The sequence below is a fragment of the Pseudoramibacter faecis genome, from assembly GCF_036289405.1.
Classification (GTDB): domain Bacteria; phylum Bacillota; class Clostridia; order Eubacteriales; family Eubacteriaceae; genus Pseudoramibacter; species Pseudoramibacter faecis.
Window position 1 is genome coordinate 154639 of the sequence record NZ_JAYFFI010000001.1, and the last position, 22990, is coordinate 177628.

The following is a 22990-nucleotide window of genomic DNA, read 5'->3' on the forward strand; positions in this document are numbered from 1 at the left end:
ATAATTATATATAAATGAATAAGGCCAATGAGGATGCTGACAAAAGCTGAACATCGTTAAAGCTCCAAAAGAAATGAACGGTGTATCCTAGGGAACCAGTGCAAGAAGCATCCATAATATTAATGACTTGACGCGCGTTCAGGATATAAAGATCACAATTTGCGTTCTTTTTCCGCTAAATATTTTTTATATTGATCGATTAATTGGATCGCACTTCTTGTCCCTATCAGCTCAACGCCAAGCTCAATCATCCGCAGACATGCGGCTAGCTGAAATTGCCGCGGAATCCCGGAAAATTTCATTTTGGCGCCATTGGCCATATAATCTTTCATGATTTGGAGCTGGTGTTCATTTGGCAGAATATTCGCGCCCGTTCCCGTTTTTACATAATCTACACCGCACTGACAAGCAGTCCTTGCCGCCACTGCGATTTCTTTATCCGTTAATGTTCCAATTTCAAGAATCGTTTTGCACAGAACGTTACGATTGTGACATTTCTCGACTTGCCCCCGGATTTCTTTTTCTACCAGATCAATATTCCCATCTTTAAGCGCTCCGATGTTGATAACCATATCGATCGCCGTCGCGCCATTTTTCAAAGCGTCGTCGATTTCCGCCATTTTCATCTCGGAAGTCAATGTCCCGTACGGAAAGGAAATCGCTGCTCCCACTTTCACATCGCTGCCTTCAAGCGCTTCCGCAACAACGCTTGTCCAGCATGGCGTCGTATAAAAGGCTGCAATATTGTATTCTCTCGCTTGTCTGCATCCCTCGCGAATGGCTTCTTCCTGCGTTTCCGGTGCTAAAATGGCCATGTCGAATACTTTCGCAAATCTTTCAGCAGACATTGTTTTCAGATCAATCATTTTATTTCATCTCCCTAATATCACTATGCCCCTGCATATTCGGGGACAATGCCGATTGCCCGCATTTATCGAGCGCGTCGATAATTTCCGGGGCCGCTCTTGTTCCGATCAATTCCGCGCCAGCCATAATAAAGCAATGGGCGTTTTGCGGCCGGGGGAATTTTATTCCCGCTACTTTTAATTTGATATCTGTCCCTTCAAGCGTTTGCTTCATGATTAAGAACTGATCCATCGATGGGCCGTCAAATTGTCCGCTTGCTGTTTTGGCGTAATCAATTCCAATTTCCGCAACCAATTCACAGGCAATTCTAATTTCTTCGTCTATATAAGAAGGCAACTTCCAAAATATATTTTGTCAATGCATCTCCCGCCGCCTCTTTAAATAACCGCAGTTCTTCTTTGATAACGTCGTATTTCCCTTCTTTATAAAGCGCCGACATTCATAACCGTATCGACGGAGCGCGCGCCGAGCTTGATCGCTTCTTCTGTCTCAAAGGCCTTGACAGGAGGGGTGGAACTTCCAAAGGGAAAATTGATTGCTGCGGCCGGCAATACATCACTGCCTTTTAATTCTTCCTTCATAACCGGGAACCAAAACTGACTGGAGGCATAAAAAGCAGCACAGTTGTCTTTAACGGCATCCCTGCATCCTTGACGAATATCTTTTTCATCCGTGTTCTTTGACAGAACAGAATAATCAAAAAGCTTTCCGATATTATCTTTGGTGTATTTTGATCAATCGACCATTGCCTTTCTCCTTCTCTCATCGTAAAATACTATTTTACTTATTTTCTTATCGACTCATAAAATCTTTAATGTGTTGAATAATCCCCTCCTCATCCAGCTCGTAATACGACAAAACATCATTGTACGGTCCGTTCGTCGCATAGCATTTAGGGATCCCGTGACGGCGCACCGAAACATCCGGTTCTTCGCTAAGCAGCTCTGTTACAAGCGTCCCCAGTCCGCCGTCTTGATAGTGCTCTTCCACGATCAAAACACGCTTTGTTTTCCGCGCCGACTTGAGTATCAATTCTCGATCCAAAGGATAAACAGTCGGGAGGCCAATGTGTTCAACATGAATATGGCCGCCTTTAAGGGTTTTCTCTGCTCTCATCACATACTCGGTCATGCTTCCTGTCGAAATAACCGTTATTTCCGCTCCTTCGCAGATCAATCGCCCTTTCCCTATCTCAAATGAATTGGTATCTTCAAACAAAACCGGTATCGGGGGATTGCCTATCCGCATGTAAACAGGGCCATCGTATGCCAACATTGCTTTCGCGGCTTCTCTGATTTCATTCGGATCCTGAGGCGCCAGGATAACCACGTCCGGAATCATTCTCACGATTGCAAAATCTTCTAAACCGTGATGCGTCGGCCCCAGGTCCGAATAGGTGATCCCGCTGTTTCGCCCTACGATTTTAATGTTTTGATGCATATACCCCACATCGTTTCGAAACATTTCATAGGGGCGACAGGTAACAAAGGACGCGATGGCGCAAAATACAAGAATAAAGCCGCCTGCCGCCATTCCCGCTGCCATCCCGATGGTCCCCTGCTCAGCGATGCCGCATTCGAAATACCGATCCGGACATGCCGTCATAAAATCTGTAAATCCCGAGCTCTTTCCACTATCCGAAGAAAATAACACAATGCGTTCATCCTGTTTTGCAATTGCTGAAACGGACGATCCAAAAACCTTTCTGGGATCATAATATTCTCCAATTTTCATGAAACGGCCTCATAAATTTTTTCTTGATATGAAAGTTTTGCCCTCAGAATCATTTCGCATTGTTCTAATTCTTTCTGGGATGGCTTCCAAAAATGAGAAGACGTTTTGCCTTCTTGCGTTGGAATCCCTTTGGCTTTAACTGTTTTTGCAAAGACAATACTCGGTTTCCCTGCTTCAAAGGGCAGCTTCTTTAACACATCGAGAATTTGTCGCATATCATTGCCATCGATCTCATGAACGGCCCACCCAAACGATTCAAACTTGGCCATAACCGGCTGCATACTAAGAACATCCTCTACGGAGCCGCTGATCTGCAGGCCATTGTAATCAACGAACAGAATCAAATTATCCAATTTGAATTTAGCCGCCTGTGCCGCCGCTTCCCAATTAGAACCTTCGGGCAATTCGCCATCACCCATCATCGCGAAAACACGGCTTTTATCCTTCCGAAGCTTTGAAGAGGCTGCCATGCCATTCGCAATTGCCAGCCCGTGCCCTAATGCGCCCGTGTTCGCTTCTATTCCGGGTAATTTTTGCATGTTCGGATGACCCGGGATCACAGAATTCAAATGGCCGTAAGTATCTAAAATCTGTTTATCGAAAAATCCTTTTTCAGCCAGCACAGCGTATTGCGCCAGGCACTTATGCCCCGCAGACAACACAAAACGATCCCGATCGGATTGATCCGGCATATTCGGATCGATATTCATCTCTGAAAAATAAAGGGCCGTCATGATATCCATCGCAGACAAGGCACCGCCAAGATGACCGTGTCCGCTTGACTTTAACATCCGGATCACATTCAAGCGACATCTTGTTGCGAAACATTCAAGCGCTATTGCCGAGATGCCCATCTTACTTTTCTCCATTAGCCGCGTTCATAAACCGTCTTTGGTAAGAAACCACCTGATTGGCGCTGGCAAAGCGTGCCAGATAATTGGGTTCAGCCGTCAAAACGACGCGTCCTGACATATCTCTGAATTCATCAGAGGCCAACAGCTTGTCAATATCCGGATAATTATCAGCGCCCTCCATGCTGCAAATAATCAATCTGGTACCATCCAAGTTGCTCTGTCTTAACCAGCGCAGATTATGTCTGACCCCGTCGAGGCCGTCTGAACCTTCTTTTGATTCGAAGGAGCGCTGCTTCAAAATCGTTTGCGCGTCTTCTCTGACCTCTTCCAGACCGACGACATCCTTAGCTGAATAATAATCCTTGTCGATCATGAACGTTCGCAGCGCTTCCAGATATTTCACATTCCGGCTGCTGTCAAACAGACTGAGATATTTTTCCATTTCCTGTGATTGCATCAACCGATGGCGGATAAAGGAGTTGATAAAATATGGTTTTGCCTGAAGGGCCAGCGCCGTTTGCCATGTTTCAAACATCAAAGTGAAATTAACCCGATATCCATGTTCTTTGAGCATCAGCGCTAATCGATGGCCCCTAAAGGCATCCGCCGTCCCAGGCTGTGAATACCTTGTGTCTAATTTTTTATCCCCTGTGAGCAATTGGTTAACATTGTCCTTATTAACCGGTCCGGTGTGAGGCACTTTAATGACAACGCGATACTCAGAAAGCATTTCCTTGAATTTTTCTGCCTCTTCCAAAATTTCCGAATCGCTTTTGCCAAAGGGATCATTCAGTTCGACAGAAATATCGGCTCCCGACCCTAGAATTCTCCCTATCTCTGCCATCACTTCGTCTCTGGTTTTAAAACGACGATCGATATTGGCTTTTGGATTATTAATAAACAAATCGTAAATAATGCCAGGATTGCAGGTTAAATTGGCAAGAATATCTTTAATCGGTTCTATTTCATATGGATTGGCACTATCCGCTGAAAAAAGCAAATTGGTCGGTCTTTTTCGGTTGTTTTTGTCATAGGAAATATCTCTTGCTAAATCAGCTAAGAGAACATGGTCTTTGATCTGATAGCGCAGCTTGAAGCCAGCAGGTGTTTCGCTCTTCGGCATATCAAACGTACGAATCACTTTTTTAAAATTATCCGTTACACCAATATATTCGACTAATGCCCTTATCCGGGAAATATCCTCATCATCAATGGGTTGTGTCAGAAAATGATGGACATATTCCTCTTCACCCCGAGCAATCTGTAAATTTAAATCTTTAACTTGATAATAAACATTCATTCTTCTTGATCTCCAAATCTTGTCTTCTCTTTTTTAATGGTCCATATCTGTTTATACAAGTATTTTTTTGAAAATGTGGTTGGGATCATGATCCCAACCACCGCTCAAAAATAATATAACTGTTTAAAACACTCGACTGTCAAGCGCCTCGTATACTTTTGCGAATTTTTCATGTGCCTTGTCGTAGGCTTCAAAATTATCTGTATTCGGCGTATATTCTTCTTTAATTTTAACGGCTCTTTGCGATGCATCATGAACGTCATTATAGGCGCCGACGCCTACACCCGCATACATTGCCGCACCTAGGCAGCCGGATTCACTGGCTTCCAAGATTAAAATCGGACAATTAGACATATCTGCCAGCATTTGACTCCATAACGGCGACTTTGCGGCTCCGCCTGTCAGGCGAATGCTGTTAATGTCAATTCCGGCTGCCTGTTCCGCTTTAACAATGTCCAGCATTTCAAAACTAATGCCTTCCATTACAGATCGGGCGATATCCGCTTTTGTTGTCCCTAAAGACATCCCGACAAATGTTCCTCTCGCACGATCGTTTAATTTTTCTCCTGCAGCTCCCTGTAAATACGGCAAGAAAGTGATGCCATTGGCGCCAATCGGAACGCGCTCGATTTGATGGTTGATAACCTCATAGGGGTCCATATTCACGCCCGCCGCGGATCCCACGATTTTTTCAAGATCGCAGAAAGTATCCCGATACCAGCGATAACTGGATGCCGATGTGTTGGAAAACGCTTCAATCGTATAATTTCCGACGCCATGATTTCCCTTCACAACCAGTTTTCCCTTCGGGTCCCTGATGTTTTTATCGGAAATCACGAAACAGGATCCAAAGGTTCCCATTACCATCACGGCCGTTCCGTCATCTACCCCTCCGGAGCCGAAGGTGTTGCAATTCTGGTCATGAGCGCCCATGCAAACCGGTGTTCCCTCCGGCAAACCTGTTAACTTTGAAATTTCGGCGTTAACGCAGGCGACCACTTTTCCTGGCCCTGCAATAATTTTTGCCCTTTTGCTCAAGGGAATGCCGACAATATCATGAATCTTTTTCGACCACTGATCCGTATTAATGTCCATCATGCCTTCGCGACTGGCCGAAGAAAAATCCGTATAATAATCATCTGCGCCTAACTGCTTTAAAAAATAATCCTGATGCGTTGAAAACAGGGCCGTTTTATCCCAGTTTTCCGGTTCGTTCTGCTTGAGCCAGATCAGCTTCAAAATGCTGAAAACAAATCCGATCGGGTCGCCTGTAATTTGATAATGCTCTTTTCTGGTAATATATTTTGTGTACCATTCAAGTTCTTTGTCAGCACCTCTCAAATCCTGCCAACCGACAAAGGGCCTGATCAGCTTTTCATCTTGATCCAGCATGCCAATGACAGAACCCTGCGATGAAAGGCCCACCCCTAAAATATCTTTTGGCTGAATGCCTGACTTCTCAATAGCTGTCTTGCAAGTCGCATACAACGCAGGCGTAATATCCTCCGGAATTTGTTCCACCCAGCCTTCATGGGGATAATAACAAGGATATTCTCTGTAATCACTGCCAACCAATTTCCCTTCGAGATCAAACACACAGACTTTGCATCCGGTCGTTCCGGCGTCCATGCCCACTAAATATTTACCCATTTTCTCCTCACTTCTTCTTCAATGATTAAATATCCGTTTTATTTACCCGCGTAAGCCGGAATAATCCCGATCTCTCTCAAATCGTCCACCGCGTCCAGGATTGCCGGCGCCGCTCTCGATCCGATCAGTTCCGCTCCGGCTAAAATAAAACAGAAAGCATTTTGAGGTCTTGGCGCTTTTACGCCGGCCACTTTCACTTTCGTTTTGCTCCCCCTAACCGCATCGGCCATCCGCTTGACTTCCATTATGTCGGGGCCTTCATACTGTCCCGTCGATGTCTTAACCCAATCGATGCCAGCTTCCGCAACCAACTGACAAGCCGTTGTGATTTCTTCTTTGGTCAAGCAACACGTTTCAATAATCATCTTTGTCATGACGCCTTGAGCCGCACGGACATAATCATTGAATTCCGCCTTGATTTTGTCATATTTCCTATCTTTTAAATCCCCGACATTCATAACATTATCTAAAACAGTGGCTCCCTTTTTAACAGCTTCTTCCGTTTCAAAGGCCTTCACAGCACTCGACTGCTGGCCAAAAGGGAAACCGATTGCCGCGCCGACCATGATGTCGGTTCCTTTTAGTTCTTCCGCAACGATGGGTGTCCATTCTGAGGATGAAAAGCAAAAGGCCTTGCAATTATATTCAATCGCTTCTTTGCAGCCTCTTCTGATTTCTGCTTCTGTCGTTTGTTTTGGCAATACGGAATAATCGAATAGCTTCCCCATATCCCATTTTGTCATTTTAGATAAATCGACCATAACGTTCCCTCGCAATTTTATTCACTTTCTGACGGTCCTTCATATGCCGGAATCATCCCGATTTTTCTCATGGTGTCCAATGCATCAATAATCTCCGGCGCCGCTCTCGATCCGATCAGTTCCGCACCCGCTAATAAAAAGGCGTATGCATTTTGCGGCCGCGGATATTTGACGCCGGAAACTTTTACCTTTGTTTTGCTATCTTTTAGTGTGTCAACCATGACGAGAACCTGTTCCATTGTCATGCCGTTATATTGACCTGATGATGACTTCGCCCAATCAATGTCTGCTTCGGCAATCAGTTTACACGCCGTTGCGATTTCTTCATCGGTCAACATCTCTGCTTCAATAATCATTTTTGTCATGACTGGGCCAGACGCTTTTTTAAAGTCTTTAAACTCCTGAAGCACTTGGTCATACTTTTTATCTTTCAGTGCCCCCACGTTCATACAGCAATCCAATACGGTAGCGCCCACGCGAACAGCTTCTTCTGCTTCAAAACACTTAACGGCGCTTGTTTGCTGCCCGAAAGGAAAACCCACCGCTGCGCCAACGAGCAAATTGGTCCCCCTTAGCTCTTCCGCAACAACTTTAGTCCAATATGAAGAAGAGAAACAAAAGGCCTTGCAATTATATTCGATCGCTTTTTTACACTCTTTCCGAATAACATCTTCCGTTGTATCTTTAGGCAGAATTGCATAGTCAAAGTGTTTCCCTAAATCATGTTTTGTCATATGTTTCCAATCGATCATAATTTTTCCCCTTTTTATATTGCTCTGTCATGACAGTTTGATTATCTCTATTATACCATCATGTATATACATGTCAATATAATAATTAAACTATTTCATTTTATTTGATCGCTCTTTTTATCTCGGTTATATCGTCTATTAAATATAACGGCGTGAGATTTTGTAACACGTTCTTTTCGCCATATCCATAAGTCACCATGCAGACATCAATCCCCGCATTTTTTCCTGTCAAGTAATCCGTCTTCGTATCACCGACAAGAATCGCCTCCGTTTTGTTGCATCCATAAAAATCTAATATTTTTAAAATGCAGTCCGGGTCGGGCTTGGGCTTGTCCACATCATCCGCAGTCACGATCACATCGAAATATTTCATCAAATCGAATTTTCGAAAAATTTTTTCTGTCGCACTTCGGATTTTAAATGTCGCAACCGCCAGATGCTTATTTTGTTGTTTATAACCGTCTAGAATATCGACGACGCCAGGATAAACCTTTGATGTGTCTGCACAATGCGCCGTGTAATATTCTGAAAAAAGAGGTAATAACTCAAAATCGATCAGCTCTGACTTATCTGCCCCCAAAGCTCTAAGCAGAATATTTCTGGCACCGCCGCCTATACAGCCTCTGATGAATTCATACGGCTTTTCTTCAAACTGATATTTTTTTATAATATATTGAACCGTCTTTACCAAATCCGGACAGGTATCAACGAGTGTACCGTCCAGATCAAAAATAATGTAAGGATATTGTTGATGTGATTCTTTCATTTTGATCCTCTTCTTAAAGTTTTGATAACAGCTCATTATTTGAAAAATATTCATAGGTAATGCCGCATTCGCCAATATCGCGAACTTTTTGGTCCGTTCTTTTATAATCGGCATGATAATCCGAACCGCCAGAGATAATTTTCACACGATTTGAATAATCCCTTTTGACCTTTTGGATGATTTCCTCTTTTGTCAGCTCTCCGCCATACGTTGTTTTATCATAGGTATACGATGCTTCAATGCCGTCCAAGCCTTCTGCGATCAGCGAATCGGTAAAGTCGTCCCGACTCATTTTTCTATCATCCACTCTGACGACGTCATCAATCAAATAAGGGTGCGCAAGAATCGCGATGCCGCCGACCTCATGAATCAATCGAATGATTTCGACTGCTGACGGCTTTTTCCGTTTGATGCTGTATTCCGGGTTATTTCTGCAAAGCAGTTTTGCCTCAATCCAGGTATCCGTATAGCCCTTTTCCGCCATCAAATTAAAAATAATCTTTTTCTGAACATCTTCCGGCTTCCTGGGTATACCGCCATAATTCAGCACTTCGTCCCAAGCGACGGGCATTCCCTTCTCAGTCAGCAGTTCCGTCAACTGATAATAAGAATCGATTTTACTTTGGACAATTTTTCGGTTCATGTCTAAAATTTTTTGATGACGGAAATCACAGCCTAACGCAACAATATGAACATCATCGACGAGCGTTTCACAGGAAAATTCAATTCCGGGAATAAATTGAATCCCTTTTGTTTTTGCATAAGCAACCGGATCTACCATAATGCCATCGACTTCAATCTTTTGAGGCGGAATCACATCATGATCTGTCAATGCCAAAACTTTCACCCCTCGTTTGGCCGCATTGTCTATTAATTCCCGAGGTGTGTCGCCACCGTCGGAACGTATAGAATGGGTGTGCAAATCCACCGCGTAAGGCGCGCGATCCATTTGACTGAATAATCTGATATGCTTTCTCGCCACCTCTTTCACACCATCTCCGACAAACGCATCTAGCTTGAGCGGATCATTTTCCTGCGGATTTTCATCCATGTATTTCCGCATCCCCTGACAATATGCGATTTTAATCGCGGTTGATATGTTTACTTTGGCCGCCCCGGATTCAATCATCCGGTCGAACATCTCCGCTGATAGTCCCGTTCCCCCGTGTAAAACAAGGGGAACCGGCGAAAACGCATTGATATCCTGCATCAGCTTATAATTTAAATTAATTTCACCTTTGTAAACACCATGAGCGGTTCCGACAGCGGGAGCCAATGCATCAACCCCTGTCTCCGTCATGAATTTTTTACAATCTTTTGGATTTGCAAATGCACCGCCGTCCTTTTTCACGACGATATCATCTTCAACACCGACGATCGCTCCGAGTTCCCCTTCCACCGTTGCGTTACGCTTGTGCGCGTAATCCGCAATAATTTTTGTGTTCGCAATATTTTCTTCCAGGGATAATTGCGAACCATCATACATGACTGATGACCATCCGGCATCGATGCATTTTTTCGTATATTCAATATCCCGAGAATGATCCAAGTGAATGGCCACATTAATTTTTGCATTTTGAGCAAGCGGCTTTAAAATATCCATTAATTCTTTTGCGCCAAATACTTTGACCGTTTTGACTGAAGTCTGCAAAATAACATCCTGTTTTAAATCCTCAGCTGTTTCAACAACTGCTTTTGCAGTCAATTCATTTACGATATTAAATGCGCCAACCGCGTAATGATTTTTTTTCGCCTTTTCAAGCATTGTTTTCATATTAACGTATGTCATTTTTGACTCCTTTCATTAAAAACAAACTTCCTGTTATCTATATACTAGTATAGACAAGTAACCATGAAAATAAAGGTCATTTTTTGTTGACGAACTAGACTTTTTTGCATCCTTTACATTTTTTATTCACTATTTTTGATGCCATATAAATAACGATTATTGATAACGTAAAATTGCGCGCACAAAAAAGGCCCCCGAAGGAGCCTCCTGATCTTATAGGTGATGAACAGCCGGACATTAATCCTCTTTCAGATAATAGGTGCCCAGCGCATCGGCTGCGATAATGGCCGCCGCCAGGCTTTCCGGTGTCACTTCAAAGGGCATGTTCCCCATTGTGTCCTCCGGCGCGCAGGCCAGCTTGGCCACTTCCATGATTTTTTTTTCGTTCACTTCCTTCACGCCAAGCCCTTCGAGATTGACCGGCAGCCCCAGCGTCGTGCAGAAGTCGAGCACTTCATCCAATTCGTCTTCCGAACGGTTTTCCAACACGAGCTGCACCAACGTCCCAAAGGCCACCTTTTCCCCGTGGTACATTTCGTGGGTTTCCGGCAGGGCGGTAAAGCCGTTGTGGATGGCATGAGCCGCCGCCAGACCGCCGCTTTCAAAGCCGACACCGCTCAGGAAGGTATTCGCTTCGATCACGTTTTCCACCGCGGCGGTGCACACGTGATTTTCAATCGCGAGCTTGGCTTTGAGCCCGTCCGCCATCAGGATGTCAAAGCAGAGCCGCGCCAGATTGATGGCCGAATTAGTCACGTGGCCGCCGCTCATCACAGTGGACTGGCTGTCACAGGTCGCCTGGGCTTCAAAATAAGTCGCCAGCGCATCCCCCATCCCGGCGACAAAAAGACGGACCGGCGCCTGTTTGATGATATCCGTGTCCATGATGACCATTTCCGGATTCTTCGGCAGGACCAAATACGCTTCGAAGACGCTGTCTTCCGTATAAACCACGGACAGGGCCGAGCAGGGCGCATCCGTCGAGGCGATGGACGGCGCCACGATCACCGGCAGTTTCTCATAATGCGCAACGGCTTTCGCGGTGTCGCAAACTTTCCCGCCGCCGATCCCGACAACCACATCCAGGCCTTCATCCTGAACCACTTTGCGCAGACGATCGATTTCGGCGTTGCAGCATTCTCCGCCGAAAGGTTCGGACACATATTTTAAGCCGGCCGCTTCAAACCCGGCCTTTAGATTATCGTTTTGTGTGCGCATCATGGTGCCGGACAATACCGCCAATGCCCCTTTGCCGAAAGTCGCGACGTAAGCCGGCAGCTTTTGCAGCTCCCCGGCGCCCTGGATGTATTTCCCCGGCGCCTGAATCATTTTTTCCATGGTTTCTCTCCTCCCAAAACAATACACGTGCTGCCAATCATATATCGACATTATTTTAACAAGTCTTTTTTCGTTTTGCAAATGTTTTCTGTCTTTTTATCATTATTTCCACATCGACCATTGAACTGCTGCAATCCTGCTTTTTATGCTCCTGTTTTCAAAATCGGACACAAAAAAATCCAGGATGTTTCCCTGGATTAAGTGATCCTAAAATGGTGCGCTCGAGCCGATTCGAACGGCCGGCACATGGCTTCGGAGACCATTGCTCTATCCAACTGAGCTACGAGCGCAAATTTTACGCTCATTATTATAATATACGCCCCGGGCAAATGCAAGCGCGATTTTCAAATCGGCCGGCGGCTCAGATCATCATCGCGACGGCGCAGCCAGATCAAGCCGACGGCCCCGACCACAATCAGCGCAAGGCTCGTCAGCTGGGCTGTGCGCAGTCCGAAAAGCATCAGGCTGTCGGTGCGCAAACCCTCGATAAAGAAGCGCCCGACGGAATAGCCGATAAGATAAACGAAGAGCAATTCTCCTCGATTTCTCTGGAGCCGCCGTTCGAAAATAAAAATTAAAAACAAAAAGACGAACACATCCCAGATGGATTCGTAAAGAAAAGTGGGATGCACCTTCACAAGGCCCATCACCGGATCGTCCACCGTGATGGCCCAGGGCAAATGCGTCACCGTCCCGTGGGCCTCCTGATTGAAAAAATTGCCCCAACGGCCGATGGCCTGCCCCAGGGGCAGCGCCGGAATCACCGTGTCGGCCAGATCCCGGAAGACGATTTTTTTCACCCGGCAAAAAATCACGCCAACGAGAACGCCAACCAAAATCCCGCCGTGGATCGCCAGCCCCCCGTGCCAGATCGCAACGATCTCCGACGGGTTGCCGCGATAATAATTCCATTCAAAAATTACATACCACAGGCGTGCGCCGACCACCACACCGGGGATCAGCGCCAGAAAAAAATCGGTCACGTCGTCCGGCGAAATGCCTGTGCGTCTGCAGCGCCGCCAGGCAATCACCATGTCGAGCATCAGCGCACCGGCGATGAGAATGCCATACCAGCGCACCGTGATCCCGCCGAACTGAAAAGCGATCGGATTGGGCTGACTCATGACTCGTCCTCCTGTTTTTGTTCTTTTTTTTGCGCCCGCGCCAAAGCCAGCATCTCCTCTGCGTGGGTACCGGCCGAAGCCGTGACGGCCGCGCCGGAAAGCATCCGCGCGAGTTCGTCCCGGCTTTCCGACGGCGACAGCGCATCAAAGGCCACCTGAGTCGACTTTTCGTCCGCGCTTTTAACCACCTGAAAATGTGCATCGGCCATCGCCGTGATCTGCGGCAGATGGGTGATGCAGATTACCTGACGTTTCCGGGAGAGCGCCATGATTTTTTCCGCCACGGTCTGGGCCGTCCGGCCGGAGATGCCCGTGTCGATTTCGTCAAAAATCATGGTTTCCATGCGGTCGAGCTCCCCAAAGATACACTTGATCGCCAGCATGATGCGTGAGATTTCCCCGCCGCTGGCCACTTCCTTCAGCGGACGCAGGGGCGTTCCCGGATTCACCGCGATCTGAAAGGTGATGGTGTCGCTGCCCCAGGGCGAGATGATTTTCTCATCCTTTTCGATTTCAATTTTAAACCGGGCCCGGTTCATGGCGAGATCGGCCAACTCTCCCTCGATGGCGCCGGAAAGGGTTTCCGCCGCGCGCAGGCGCTCTGCATGCAGCATGGCCGCCGTTTCCCGATAGTCCTTCCAGAGGGTTTTATATTCGTGCTTCATCGCAATCAGACGATCGTCATGATGGGCCAGGTCGTCCAATTCTTCGGCCAGCTGCTCGCCGTAGGCCACGATTTCCTCAACCGTCGCCCCGTATTTGCGCCGCAACCCTTCGATAAGTGCGAGCCGCTGCTCCACCGATTCGAGCCGTTTGGGATCAAAGGCCATATCTGACAGGTAAACGCCCAGTTCGCCGGATAAATCTCCGAGGCCGTCCAGCGCATCCTTCACCGTCTGCCGATAGGGCGCAAAGGTCTCGTCGATTGCCGCCAGTCTGGCCAGGCGCTCCTGCAGTCTGGCCAAATTTTCCAGCGCACCGGCACTTTCGCCATCGTCGCCGTCGAGCAGGCTCCGGGCCTCCCCGGCCAGCGAAAAGAGCATTTCCCCGTTCTCCAGAATGCGCTGCTCCTTCTCCAGAGCGACGTCTGCCGCCGGGTCCAGATGCGCCTCGCGAATTTCCGCCAGCTCGAAAGCGATCATTTCCTTGCGGCGTTCAATCTCCCGGGCATCCTTTTCCTGAGCGCGGATGGTCTTCGACAAGGTTTTGAGCTTATCGGCCTGCTGCCTCGTTTTAAGCAGCAGCGCCGCCACCGGCGTGCCGCCCCAGGCGTCAAGCAGCCGCCTTTGGGCCTCGCTTTGAAAAAGGGAGTTGTTTTCATGCTGACTGTGAATATCCACCAGATCCCGGCCCAGAGTCTTTAGCTGAGCCACGGTCATCGCGTAGCCGTTGACACGGCACACATTGTGCCCGCTGCGGCTGATGGATCGGGTGAGGATCAGTTCATCGTCCGGTGTGGCAATGGCCATCTCGGCCAGATGCTTGTGCACGGCGCTGTTTTGATCGAAGCTGAACACCCCCTGCACTGACATACGGTCAGCGCCCTGGCGAATATTCTGTTTATTGGCCCGCTGGCCGAGAATCAGCGTCAGCGCATCGATCACGATGGATTTCCCGGCGCCGGTTTCCCCGGTGATCACATTGAGATGGCGGTCCCAGTTGATATCCAGTTGCTCGATCAGCGCATAATTGGTTATCGATATCCGTTTTAACACAGCGCCCTCCTTTCGCGGCCTCCGCGCCTCTTGATGGCCTTTACTGCGGCTGCTTCATCAGTTTCCGGAAGCGATCCGCCACATGGAGCACATCCTTCTCGTTGCGCACCGCCACAAAAATGGTATCGTCCCCGGCAATGGTCCCCACGATTTCCGGCCACTCCAAACCGTCGATGGCGATAGCCGCCGCCTGCCCCATGGCCGGCAGGGTGTGAATCACCACCAGAAAGGCCGCGGTATCCACCGTCAGTACCGACTCGCGAAACACGGCCTTGACCCGCTCGTCGTAAAGATTGGTGCGGTCGCGCATCGAAGCATATTGCTGGCGGCCGCGGCTGCCCCCCACTTTGATTAGCCCGAGCTCTTTGATATCTCGGGAGACGGTCGCCTGGGTCACTTCAAAGCCTGCGCGTTTCAGATGCTCGGCCAGTTCCTCCTGGGTTTCAACATCGTTTTGTTCAATAATTTCCAAAATTTTCGATTGTCTCGAAATTTTCATCTTTGCGTTTTCTCCCCTGGTTCTCTCGTGTCGGTCAATTTATTAATGATCCGTTAATTTACGGCGCAGCTGCTTGAAAAAGCTCATATTTCCAAACAAGATCAAATTGGTTTTATAGGGGGCGCGGGTGATGCGGACGCGCCCCCGCCGATTGATCGACAGCGAAACCTGCCCGTCGGCACACACATCGATACCGTGATTGCGTCCGGAAAAGCTGATGTCCACCACGGCGCGTCCCGGTAATACATAAGCGCGGTCGTGCAGCCGGTGCGGGCAGATGGGATTGATGAGCATGATGTTGGCCCGGGGATCAGCCACCGGCCCCCCGGCCGAAAGCGAATAGGCGGTCGAGCCCGTCGGTGTCGCGACGATCAGTCCGTCGGCATAAAAGGTATCCACCAACTCGCCGTCCACCGCTACCGTCAAATCGATCATCCGGATCCCCGCCGCTTTGATCACCACGTCGTTGAGCGCGCTCTGCTTTTCGACGGTCCCGTCCTCCCGGGTCACCTGACTTTCGAGGAGCATGCGCTGGTCCAATTGGTAGTCGCCTTTGCACAAACGCGCTAAAATCGCCTCACAGGATTCCGCGTCGCCTTCCGTTAAAAACCCGAGCTTGCCGAGATTGATGCCGCAAATCGGCGTTTCATACGCGCCGACTTGTCGCGCCACACCGAGCAACGTCCCGTCCCCGCCGAGGGTCACGATGCAGTCCGGCCGGGAGAAAAAGGTATCCTTGGGAACCCCCGCTACACCGGCAAGCTCTCCCAATTCCGTCAGCTGGCGCTGAAGCATCATCGTTTTGACGCCCCGATCGCCCAGATAGGCCACGCATCGCCTGGCCATTGCCACCGAAGTCTGCTTATCAAAATTAATATAAATGCCGATTTCCTCAATTTTAACGCCCGGCACGTTTTTGTGTCTCATTTGCTTTTCTGCTGATTCCAATCTATTTTGTCTCCTCGGATTCTCCGTTTTGATAATGGCTGTGTGCACGCGCCACCAACGCCTCGATGGCGGCCGCCCCGCTCACCGTTTCGTCATGCACCACCTCGGCCGCCGACGCCTCTTTTCGGGCCAGACATAAAAATTCAATATTGCCCTTGGGCCCGCGGATCGGCGAATAGTCGAGCCCCGCCACCGAAAATCCCGCCGCCTCAATGCCGACGGCGGTCTGCGCGATCGCTTCCCGGTGAACGGCCGGATCCCGAACGACCCCATGCTTGCCCACCTTTTCCTTGCCGACTTCAAACTGGGGCTTGATCAGCCAAATGCCCAGCGCCCCCGGCTTCACACAGCGGTCAGTCGCCGGCATCATTTTGAGCATCGAGATAAAAGACACATCCATCACCGAGCCGTCGGCGGGGGCATCGAGTCCCGGCAGCGTGCCCGGCTCGGCGTAGCGAAAATTCGTCCGCTCCAGGCAAACCACCCGGGAATCGTTGCGCAGTTTCCAGTCAAACTGGCCGTAGCCCACATCCACCGCGATCACCCTGGCCGCGCCGTTTTGCAGCAGGCAATCCGTAAATCCGCCGGTGGACGCGCCGATGTCGAGAAACGTCTTGCCCGCCACCGGAAAATCGAATACGCGAAGCCCCCGCGCGAGCTTAAGCCCGCCCCGGCTGACAAAGGGAATCGCATCGCCCTTAACCGTCACCTGATGCTTCCCGAGCATCACGCTCACCTGGTCGCCGGCCTTGGTATGCACCTGGCCGTCCACACGGACAAGGCCGGCCATGATGGCCTTCTTGCCCCTTTCCCGGGTATCGAAAAATCCAAGCTTCACCAACATTTTATCCAATCGCTCTTTGTGTTTGCTCATTAATTTTTCCTGTTCACCAAATTCTGGACGGCCGCGATGGGACCGGCGATCGCGCTGACGATGGCCGTTCCGTTTTTCATGGCCACATCCTTGCCGATGGCTTTGCCGCCGACGGTGAGACAGGCCACCGACGCGGCGATGATTAACCCGACGAAGGACGAATCCGCCAAGCCGTAAAACCGCACCAGCTGTGCCGTGATCGATACGGAAATCCCGCCGGACACCACGCCGCAGATGTCCCCGATCACATCGTTGCACACCGAGGATACCTTCGCCGCATTCTTCACAAGCCACACGGCCGTTTTGGCTCCCCTTCTTTTACGGGCTGCCATCGCGTTAAAAGGCTCCAGACTCACAGAAGCCACAGCAATGCCCACAACGTCCGTCGCGATGCCCAGGGCGATAATCGCGATCAAAATCACAAACGAGATCAACAGATTGGCGTTCGACAGCACCGTGTCCGACAGATAAGTGATCACCATGGTCGAACAAAATGTACCGACGCCCACCAGGGCAATCCATCGCCGATGGGCCTTGGCCTCCTGCTCCTTGCGCGTTATTTTTTTAGCATTTGTTCTGGCCTGTGTCTCCCCCGGTTCTTCCGGCGCGTTTTGACGAGACCTTCGCTTCATTTCGCTCATATTTTTTGACAAGCTCCTCTATCCGGGGCATCGACTCTGTCCATCTTTGCCGCCCATGCATAAAAAGCCGCATAAAAATTCATTTTCGATTTCTATTATAACGTAAATTAAAGCCGACGCAAACGGGCGCAACAAAAAAGGACCATGCCGCATGCATAATCCTTTTGCAAGATGACGGTGCCGCGAGTAAACTTTGCAACATAGGTCCAGCAGGGTTTCCCAAAAGCTGACCGGCCTGTCGCCGGGCCGACGGTTTCCCTCTACAGCTTTTCCGCCTCGTTTCCGAAAGCGGGGCTGGATTGCCACTGAGTGTGCACTATAATCCCCACAGCATCTCTTGCGAGCAGCCTAGGCGTTTTCCGCGGCGGCGCTTTTCGATCCTTAGCCTCTTTTGCAGAAGGGGTTTCGGATGCAATATTTCTGGAAAATCGGGCCCTGATTCCCCAAAAACTGTCAATCCATCCACCCGAACCACTCAAGGCAGGCTACGCTGGTTCAAAATCTTTCCGGGCCACAACAGGCCCTGACTCATTCCCAGGTTTTCCCCCGACTCACAGTCTGCGGCTTGCTGCGAAAAGCATCGCTGGATTGTTACACCGCAGATGTGGCATCGTGGTCTCCACGGAAGCAGGGTCGAGGCCTACATGCCATTGCAGGTTGCCCCATCTTCCTTAACCCCCTGGCGAAACCCTCGACTGGGCGTCAAAGGCAACCCCAAGGGACTTCATCGATATGCCCTTCGACGGATTTTTAGGCCCGCCCTGGTGATCGAAAGCCCCGACTAGGATACTGTGTCATCTCCCGCGCATTATACCACAAACGGCCGGTTTTGGCGCCGCCCGCGTTGCATTTTTAACGCCCTTAGGGTATCATTAAGAAAATTTGACGGCACTGCCGCCATCCAAAGGAGCATCCCATGAACTACAAAGAAGCCTTTATCGAATTGATGGTCCGCTCGGGGGTTTTAACCTTCGGCGACTTCGTCACCAAGAGCGGTCGCAAAACGCCGTATTTTGTGAATACCGGCAACTACAAAACATCGGAGCAAATCGCCAAGCTCGGCCAGTATTACGCCGCCTGCATCAAAGATCACCTGGACGGCATCGATTTTCTTTACGGCCCGGCCTACAAGGGCATTCCGCTGGTGATCGCCGCGGCGGCCTCGCTCTACCGCGACCACCATGTGACCATCCCCTATTGCTTCAACCGCAAGGAAGCCAAGGATCACGGCGAAGGCGGCCAAATCATCGGCTACCGCCCGCAAAACGGCGATACGGCCATGATCATCGAAGACGTGATCACCGCCGGCACCTCGGTCAAAGAGTCGGTGCCGCTGCTCACGTCCCTGGCCGAGGACATGAAGGTTGCCCGTTTGATTATCGCCGTCGACCGCATGGAAAAGGGCGACGGCGGCAAGACGGCCATTCAGGAAATCGCCGACCGTTTCGGCATCACCACCACCCCCATCGTCACGATCAAAGAAATCGTCGCCTGTTTGCACAACCGCGAAGTGGACGGCCGCATCGTGATCGACGACGCCATGAAGGCCCGCATCGAAGATCACCTTGCCCAATACGGCGCCTAAACAAAAAGCCGCACCAAAAAAAGAATCGCCGGCATCACGCCGACGATTCTTTTTTGATTGCTTGACGGCCCTGTTAAGTCGCGCTGGCATCCGCCGCTTCCTTGCGCAGCTCCGCGTTCATAAAGCGATCGAGGTCGCCGTCCATCACCGTTTGGATATTGCCCACTTCCACCCCGGTGCGGTGGTCCTTCACCATCGTGTAGGGATGAAACACATAGGAACGGATCTGGGAGCCCCAGGCGATTTGCGAATAGTCGCCCACAACGTCCTCCAGCTTTTCCTTTTGTTCCTGCTCCATGATTTCCACCAGTTTGGATTTGAGCATGTTCATCGCCACTTCCCGATTCTGGTGCTGACTGCGCTCGTTCTGACACTGCACCACCACGCCGGTGGGGAGGTGGGTGATGCGGATGGCCGAAGACGTCTTGTTGACGTGCTGGCCGCCGGCCCCGCTGGAGCGATAGGTATCCACGCGGATGTCGTCCGGATTGATCTCGATTTCCACCGAATCGTCCACCTCCGGCGTCACGTCGAGGGATGCAAACGAGGTGTGGCGCCGGCCGGAAGAATCGAAAGGCGAAATGCGCACCAGCCGGTGCACGCCGCGCTCCGTCTTCAGATAGCCGTAGGCGTTGATGCCCTCGATGAGCAGGGTCGCGCTCTTGATCCCGGCAATATCCCCGGGCTGGTAGTCCAGCTGCTTGATTTTATAGCCCTTGTCCTCCGCCCAACGGGTGTACATCCGCAGCAGCATCGACGCCCAATCGTGGGATTCGGTGCCGCCGGCCCCCGGATGCAAAGAGATGATAGCATTGCTGCTGTCATATTCACCGGAGAGCAGCATCTCCAGCTTGAAGCCTTCGAACTTTTCCTGAAAGGCCGTGAGCATCTGCTCGAGCTCGTCCAGGCCTTCGCCCTCTTCCGCCAGCTCATACATCACCGCCACGTCGTCGAGTTCTTCTTTGACCTCGTCGTAGCGGCTGCGCTTGCGTTTTAAAATCGTCTGCTCCTTGAGCACCTTCTGTGCGTTTTTCTGGTCGCTCCAAAACGCCGGATCTTCACTTTGCGTTTGCAGTTCTGCCAGCCGTTCATCGATCACCGGCAGATCCATGGATTTGCCCAGAGCGGTCAGCTCCGCGTCCATGCCGGTGATCGCCTGCTTCGCTTCGTATAAATCGATCAATGCTTTTTCCTTTCTGGGCCTTAGGCATATCGCCCGTGACAATTTTTATATTTTTTTCCGCTGCCGCAGGGACAAGGGTCGTTGCGGCCAATTTTTTTATCCCGATGGATGGTCTGCTGCTTTTCGTCCTGTCCTTCAATCTGGGATTCGTTGGTGTGCATCGTCGCCTGCTGCCGGCGCGCCTGGGGCGACACCTTGATCTGCACGTTATAGATATATTTGACGGTCTCTTCCTGGATGGCGGCGTTCATCTCTTCAAACATAGTGAAGCCCTCTTTGGTGTATTCCACCACCGGATCGTTCTGACCAAAGGCCCGCAGCCCGATTCCCTGCCGCAGCTGGTCCATGTCGTCGATGTGAAGCATCCACGCCGCATCCACCGCGCGCAGAAGAATCATCCGTTCCATGTCCTGCATCTCGTCGTCGCCGAGCAGATTGACCTTCGCCTGATAGTTTTCGTCACAAAGTGCGCGCAGACCGGCTTTCAAATCCTCAACGCTACTGTTTTCATCGACCTTCAAGCGATCGACCGGCAAAAACTCGCCGAAGTATTTTTTAATCTTGTCCACGTTCCAGTCGGCATAGGCCGGGCCGGCGCTGGTGTACATATTCACGTAATCGTCGATCAGATCGTCCGTCATCTTGCGGATCTGGTCGTGCATATTCTTGCCGTCGAGCACTTCCTGCCGCTGGGCGTAAATGATCTCCCGCTGCCGGTTCATCACATTGTCGTACTGCAGCACGTTCTTCCGGATGTCAAAATTGCGGGCCTCCACTTTTTTCTGGGCATTTTCGATGCCGCGGGTGAGCATCTTGGAATCCAGCGGCGTGTCTTCGTCCATGCCGAGGGTTTCCACCATGCCCTGAATGCGGTCCGAGCCGAAAATGCGCATCAAATCGTCTTCGAGGGACACAAAAAACTGGGTCGAACCCGGATCCCCCTGCCGCCCCGAACGGCCGCGCAGCTGATTGTCGATACGGCGGGACTCGTGGCGTTCGGTCCCGAGGATGTGCAGCCCGCCGAGCTCGGCGACGCCGTCCCCCAGCACAATGTCCGTCCCGCGGCCGGCCATATTGGTGGAGATAGTCACCGCGCCACGCTGACCGGCCTTGGCGATGATCTCCGCTTCCTTTTCAAGGTATTTCGCGTTGAGCACGTTGTGCTTGATGCCTTCCCGCTTGAGGTATTTGCTCAAGAGCTCAGACTTCTCGATAGAAATCGTCCCGATCAAAACCGGCTGACCAGTGGCATGCCGCCGCTTCACATCCGCCGTAACCGCCCGGAATTTCCCTTCCTCCGATTTATAGACCACATCGTTGAGGTCCTCGCGGATCATGGGTTTGTTGGTAGGAATCGTCACCACGTTCAGGTTATAAATCGTGTTGAACTCTTCCTCTTCGGTTTTGGCCGTCCCGGTCATCCCCGAAAGTTTGTTGAACATCCGAAAATAATTCTGGAAGGTGATGGTCGCCATGGTCCGGGATTCCCGGTTCACGGTAACGTGTTCCTTGGCCTCGATGGCCTGATGCAGACCGTTGGAATAACGCCGTCCCGGCATCTGGCGCCCGGTGAATTCGTCAATGATGATGATTTCGCCGTCTTTCACAATGTAATCCACGTCCTTGGTCATCAGCACGTTGGCATGAAGCGCCTGCTCAATGTTGTGCATGACATCCATATTGTCGGCGTCAGCCAGATTGTCGAGACTAAAGAATTTTTCCGCCTTGGCAATCCCTGAAGTTGTCAGCGTCGCGGCCTTCTCTTTTTCGTCTCTATCGTAGTCCTCGGGCTTCAGGCTTTTGGCAAAGGCATCGGCCACTTTATAAAGATCGGTGCTTTTGTCGCCGCTGCCTGAGATAATCAGCGGCGTTCGGGCTTCGTCGATAAGCACCGAGTCCACTTCGTCGATAATAGCGTAATTGAGATCGCGCTGCACCTGCTCGGATTTTTCGACCACCATGTTGTCCCGCAAATAATCAAACCCGAATTCATTGTTGGTTCCATAGGTAATATCGGCGTTATAGGCGGCGATCTTATCTTCAAAGCTCATATCGTGAATAACCAGCCCGACGGAAAGCCCCAAAAATTGGTGGATCTTGCCCATCCATTCGCTGTCGCGCCTGGCCAGATAATCGTTGACCGTCACAATGAAAACCCCTTTGCCCGTCAGTGCGTTAAGGTAGGCCGGCAGCGTTGCAACCAGGGTTTTCCCTTCACCGGTTTTCATTTCGGCGATATCCCCGTGATGCAGCACCATGCCCCCGATGAGCTGCACCGGGAAGTGACGCATGTTCACCGTGCGGTCGGCCGCTTCCCGCACCGTCGCAAAGGCTTCCACCAAAAGGTCGTCCAACGTTTCACCCTGTGCCAGGCGCTCTTTAAATTCCACGGTTTTATGTTTGAGCGCCTCATCCGAAAGCGCCTTGTATTTATCTTCAAGGGCGACGATCTGATCCGCCGCCTTCTGCAATTTTTTAACTTCTTTCTTGCTGGGGTCAAACAGATTTTCCAAAAATCCCATGTTTCAATACTCCAATCCCTTTCGATTCATTCACACGGCTGTCGCCACTCGCCGGCGCCGATAGCCTTCATTGTATGGTTATTTTCAC

Annotated in this window: 21 protein-coding genes and 1 tRNA gene; 1 reads left to right on the plus strand and 21 read right to left on the minus strand. The window is 50.3% G+C overall.

Annotation, left to right across the window (positions count from 1 at the left end; translation table 11 throughout):
• Positions 1 to 152: 152 nt before the first annotated feature.
• From deoC (V3C63_RS00740) to V3C63_RS00830, 19 genes are all read right to left on the minus strand, one after another.
• Positions 153 to 866 (minus strand): deoxyribose-phosphate aldolase, encoded by a 714-nt coding sequence (gene deoC, locus V3C63_RS00740; protein ID WP_329885909.1) that lies wholly within the window; start codon positions 864 to 866, stop codon positions 153 to 155.
• Position 867: 1 nt separating this feature from the next.
• Positions 868 to 1203 carry a hypothetical protein gene (locus V3C63_RS00745; protein WP_329885910.1) on the minus strand — a complete coding sequence of 112 codons (336 nt, stop codon included), beginning with the start codon at positions 1201 to 1203 and terminating at the stop codon, positions 868 to 870.
• A gap of 86 nt (positions 1204 to 1289) precedes the next feature.
• Positions 1290 to 1448 (minus strand): hypothetical protein, encoded by a 159-nt coding sequence (locus V3C63_RS00750; RefSeq protein ID WP_329885911.1) that lies wholly within the window; start codon positions 1446 to 1448, stop codon positions 1290 to 1292.
• Positions 1449 to 1659: 211 nt separating this feature from the next.
• Complete coding sequence (locus V3C63_RS00755) at positions 1660 to 2601, minus strand: transketolase family protein (protein WP_329885913.1); 942 nt, start codon at positions 2599 to 2601, stop codon at positions 1660 to 1662.
• A complete protein-coding gene (locus V3C63_RS00760; RefSeq protein WP_329885914.1) occupies positions 2598 to 3455 on the minus strand; it encodes a transketolase in 858 nt (285 codons plus the stop codon). The genes V3C63_RS00755 and V3C63_RS00760 overlap by 4 nt, the downstream gene beginning before the upstream one ends.
• 1 nt (position 3456) lies before the next feature.
• Complete coding sequence (locus V3C63_RS00765; RefSeq protein WP_329885915.1) at positions 3457 to 4755, minus strand: transaldolase family protein; 1299 nt, start codon at positions 4753 to 4755, stop codon at positions 3457 to 3459.
• Between the two features lie 123 nt (positions 4756 to 4878).
• Positions 4879 to 6405, minus strand: coding sequence for a xylulokinase (locus V3C63_RS00770; RefSeq protein WP_329885916.1), 1527 nt, complete (start codon positions 6403 to 6405; stop codon positions 4879 to 4881).
• A 38-nt stretch (positions 6406 to 6443) separates the two neighbouring features.
• Positions 6444 to 7166 (minus strand): deoxyribose-phosphate aldolase, encoded by a 723-nt coding sequence (gene deoC / locus V3C63_RS00775; RefSeq protein ID WP_329885917.1) that lies wholly within the window; start codon positions 7164 to 7166, stop codon positions 6444 to 6446.
• 17 nt (positions 7167 to 7183) lie between these two features.
• Positions 7184 to 7918, minus strand: a complete 735-nt coding sequence (deoC, locus tag V3C63_RS00780; RefSeq protein ID WP_329885918.1) for a deoxyribose-phosphate aldolase — start codon at positions 7916 to 7918, stop codon at positions 7184 to 7186.
• Between the two features lie 100 nt (positions 7919 to 8018).
• Complete coding sequence (locus V3C63_RS00785) at positions 8019 to 8684, minus strand: HAD family hydrolase (protein WP_329885919.1); 666 nt, start codon at positions 8682 to 8684, stop codon at positions 8019 to 8021.
• Between the two features lie 13 nt (positions 8685 to 8697).
• Positions 8698 to 10473 (minus strand): ketose-bisphosphate aldolase, encoded by a 1776-nt coding sequence (locus tag V3C63_RS00790; protein WP_329885920.1) that lies wholly within the window; start codon positions 10471 to 10473, stop codon positions 8698 to 8700.
• 237 nt (positions 10474 to 10710) lie between these two features.
• Positions 10711 to 11811, minus strand: coding sequence for a glycerol dehydrogenase (locus tag V3C63_RS00795; protein WP_329885921.1), 1101 nt, complete (start codon positions 11809 to 11811; stop codon positions 10711 to 10713).
• Positions 11812 to 12024: 213 nt separating this feature from the next.
• Positions 12025 to 12101: transfer RNA gene (locus V3C63_RS00800), tRNA-Arg, on the minus strand.
• Positions 12102 to 12155: 54 nt separating this feature from the next.
• A complete protein-coding gene (gene lgt / locus V3C63_RS00805; protein WP_329885922.1) occupies positions 12156 to 12935 on the minus strand; it encodes a prolipoprotein diacylglyceryl transferase in 780 nt (259 codons plus the stop codon).
• The gene (gene recN / locus V3C63_RS00810; RefSeq protein ID WP_329885923.1) at positions 12932 to 14650 is read right to left on the minus strand and encodes a DNA repair protein RecN; all 1719 of its coding nucleotides are present in this window, start codon (positions 14648 to 14650) and stop codon (positions 12932 to 12934) included. The genes lgt and recN overlap by 4 nt, the downstream gene beginning before the upstream one ends.
• 40 nt (positions 14651 to 14690) lie before the next feature.
• Positions 14691 to 15149 (minus strand): arginine repressor, encoded by a 459-nt coding sequence (locus tag V3C63_RS00815; RefSeq protein WP_329885924.1) that lies wholly within the window; start codon positions 15147 to 15149, stop codon positions 14691 to 14693.
• 42 nt (positions 15150 to 15191) lie between these two features.
• The gene (locus V3C63_RS00820; RefSeq protein ID WP_329885925.1) at positions 15192 to 16076 is read right to left on the minus strand and encodes an NAD(+)/NADH kinase; all 885 of its coding nucleotides are present in this window, start codon (positions 16074 to 16076) and stop codon (positions 15192 to 15194) included.
• Positions 16077 to 16098: 22 nt separating this feature from the next.
• Positions 16099 to 16971: a TlyA family RNA methyltransferase gene (locus tag V3C63_RS00825; RefSeq protein WP_329885926.1), complete on the minus strand. Its 873-nt coding sequence runs from the start codon at positions 16969 to 16971 to the stop codon at positions 16099 to 16101.
• Positions 16971 to 17612, minus strand: coding sequence for a hypothetical protein (locus V3C63_RS00830; RefSeq protein ID WP_329885927.1), 642 nt, complete (start codon positions 17610 to 17612; stop codon positions 16971 to 16973). Before V3C63_RS00830 ends, V3C63_RS00825 begins: the two co-directional genes overlap by 1 nt.
• Before the next feature lie 916 nt (positions 17613 to 18528).
• Here V3C63_RS00830 and pyrE point away from each other — a divergent pair.
• On the plus strand, positions 18529 to 19197 hold the full coding sequence (gene pyrE / locus V3C63_RS00835) for an orotate phosphoribosyltransferase (protein ID WP_329885928.1): 669 nt from the start codon (positions 18529 to 18531) through the stop codon (positions 19195 to 19197).
• A 73-nt stretch (positions 19198 to 19270) separates the two neighbouring features.
• Here pyrE and prfB read toward each other — a convergent pair whose 3' ends face one another.
• Both prfB and secA read right to left on the minus strand, forming a co-directional pair.
• Entirely contained in the window at positions 19271 to 20380 is a 1110-nt protein-coding gene (gene prfB / locus V3C63_RS00840) for a peptide chain release factor 2 (protein ID WP_329885929.1), read from the minus strand.
• A 20-nt stretch (positions 20381 to 20400) separates the two neighbouring features.
• The gene (gene secA / locus V3C63_RS00845; protein ID WP_329885930.1) at positions 20401 to 22902 is read right to left on the minus strand and encodes a preprotein translocase subunit SecA; all 2502 of its coding nucleotides are present in this window, start codon (positions 22900 to 22902) and stop codon (positions 20401 to 20403) included.
• Positions 22903 to 22990: the final 88 nt, after the last annotated feature.

Excerpts from the sequence above, each read along its gene's own strand:
- deoC (WP_329885909.1), bottom strand. The coding sequence starts at position 866 with ATGATTGATCTGAAAACAATGTCTGCTGAAAGATTTGCGAAAGTATTC.
- V3C63_RS00750 (WP_329885911.1), bottom strand. The coding sequence starts at position 1,448 with ATGAAGGAAGAATTAAAAGGCAGTGATGTATTGCCGGCCGCAGCAATC.
- V3C63_RS00755 (WP_329885913.1), bottom strand. The coding sequence starts at position 2,601 with ATGAAAATTGGAGAATATTATGATCCCAGAAAGGTTTTTGGATCGTCC.
- V3C63_RS00760 (WP_329885914.1), bottom strand. The coding sequence starts at position 3,455 with ATGGGCATCTCGGCAATAGCGCTTGAATGTTTCGCAACAAGATGTCGC.
- V3C63_RS00765 (WP_329885915.1), bottom strand. The coding sequence starts at position 4,755 with ATGAATGTTTATTATCAAGTTAAAGATTTAAATTTACAGATTGCTCGG.
- V3C63_RS00770 (WP_329885916.1), bottom strand. The coding sequence starts at position 6,405 with ATGGGTAAATATTTAGTGGGCATGGACGCCGGAACGACCGGATGCAAA.
- deoC (WP_329885917.1), bottom strand. The coding sequence starts at position 7,166 with ATGGTCGATTTATCTAAAATGACAAAATGGGATATGGGGAAGCTATTC.
- deoC (WP_329885918.1), bottom strand. The coding sequence starts at position 7,918 with ATGATCGATTGGAAACATATGACAAAACATGATTTAGGGAAACACTTT.
- V3C63_RS00785 (WP_329885919.1), bottom strand. The coding sequence starts at position 8,684 with ATGAAAGAATCACATCAACAATATCCTTACATTATTTTTGATCTGGAC.
- V3C63_RS00790 (WP_329885920.1), bottom strand. The coding sequence starts at position 10,473 with ATGACATACGTTAATATGAAAACAATGCTTGAAAAGGCGAAAAAAAAT.
- V3C63_RS00795 (WP_329885921.1), bottom strand. The coding sequence starts at position 11,811 with ATGGAAAAAATGATTCAGGCGCCGGGGAAATACATCCAGGGCGCCGGG.
- lgt (WP_329885922.1), bottom strand. The coding sequence starts at position 12,935 with ATGAGTCAGCCCAATCCGATCGCTTTTCAGTTCGGCGGGATCACGGTG.
- V3C63_RS00815 (WP_329885924.1), bottom strand. The coding sequence starts at position 15,149 with ATGAAAATTTCGAGACAATCGAAAATTTTGGAAATTATTGAACAAAAC.
- V3C63_RS00820 (WP_329885925.1), bottom strand. The coding sequence starts at position 16,076 with ATGAGACACAAAAACGTGCCGGGCGTTAAAATTGAGGAAATCGGCATT.
- V3C63_RS00825 (WP_329885926.1), bottom strand. The coding sequence starts at position 16,971 with ATGAGCAAACACAAAGAGCGATTGGATAAAATGTTGGTGAAGCTTGGA.
- V3C63_RS00830 (WP_329885927.1), bottom strand. The coding sequence starts at position 17,612 with ATGAGCGAAATGAAGCGAAGGTCTCGTCAAAACGCGCCGGAAGAACCG.
- pyrE (WP_329885928.1), top strand. The coding sequence starts at position 18,529 with ATGAACTACAAAGAAGCCTTTATCGAATTGATGGTCCGCTCGGGGGTT.
- secA (WP_329885930.1), bottom strand. The coding sequence starts at position 22,902 with ATGGGATTTTTGGAAAATCTGTTTGACCCCAGCAAGAAAGAAGTTAAA.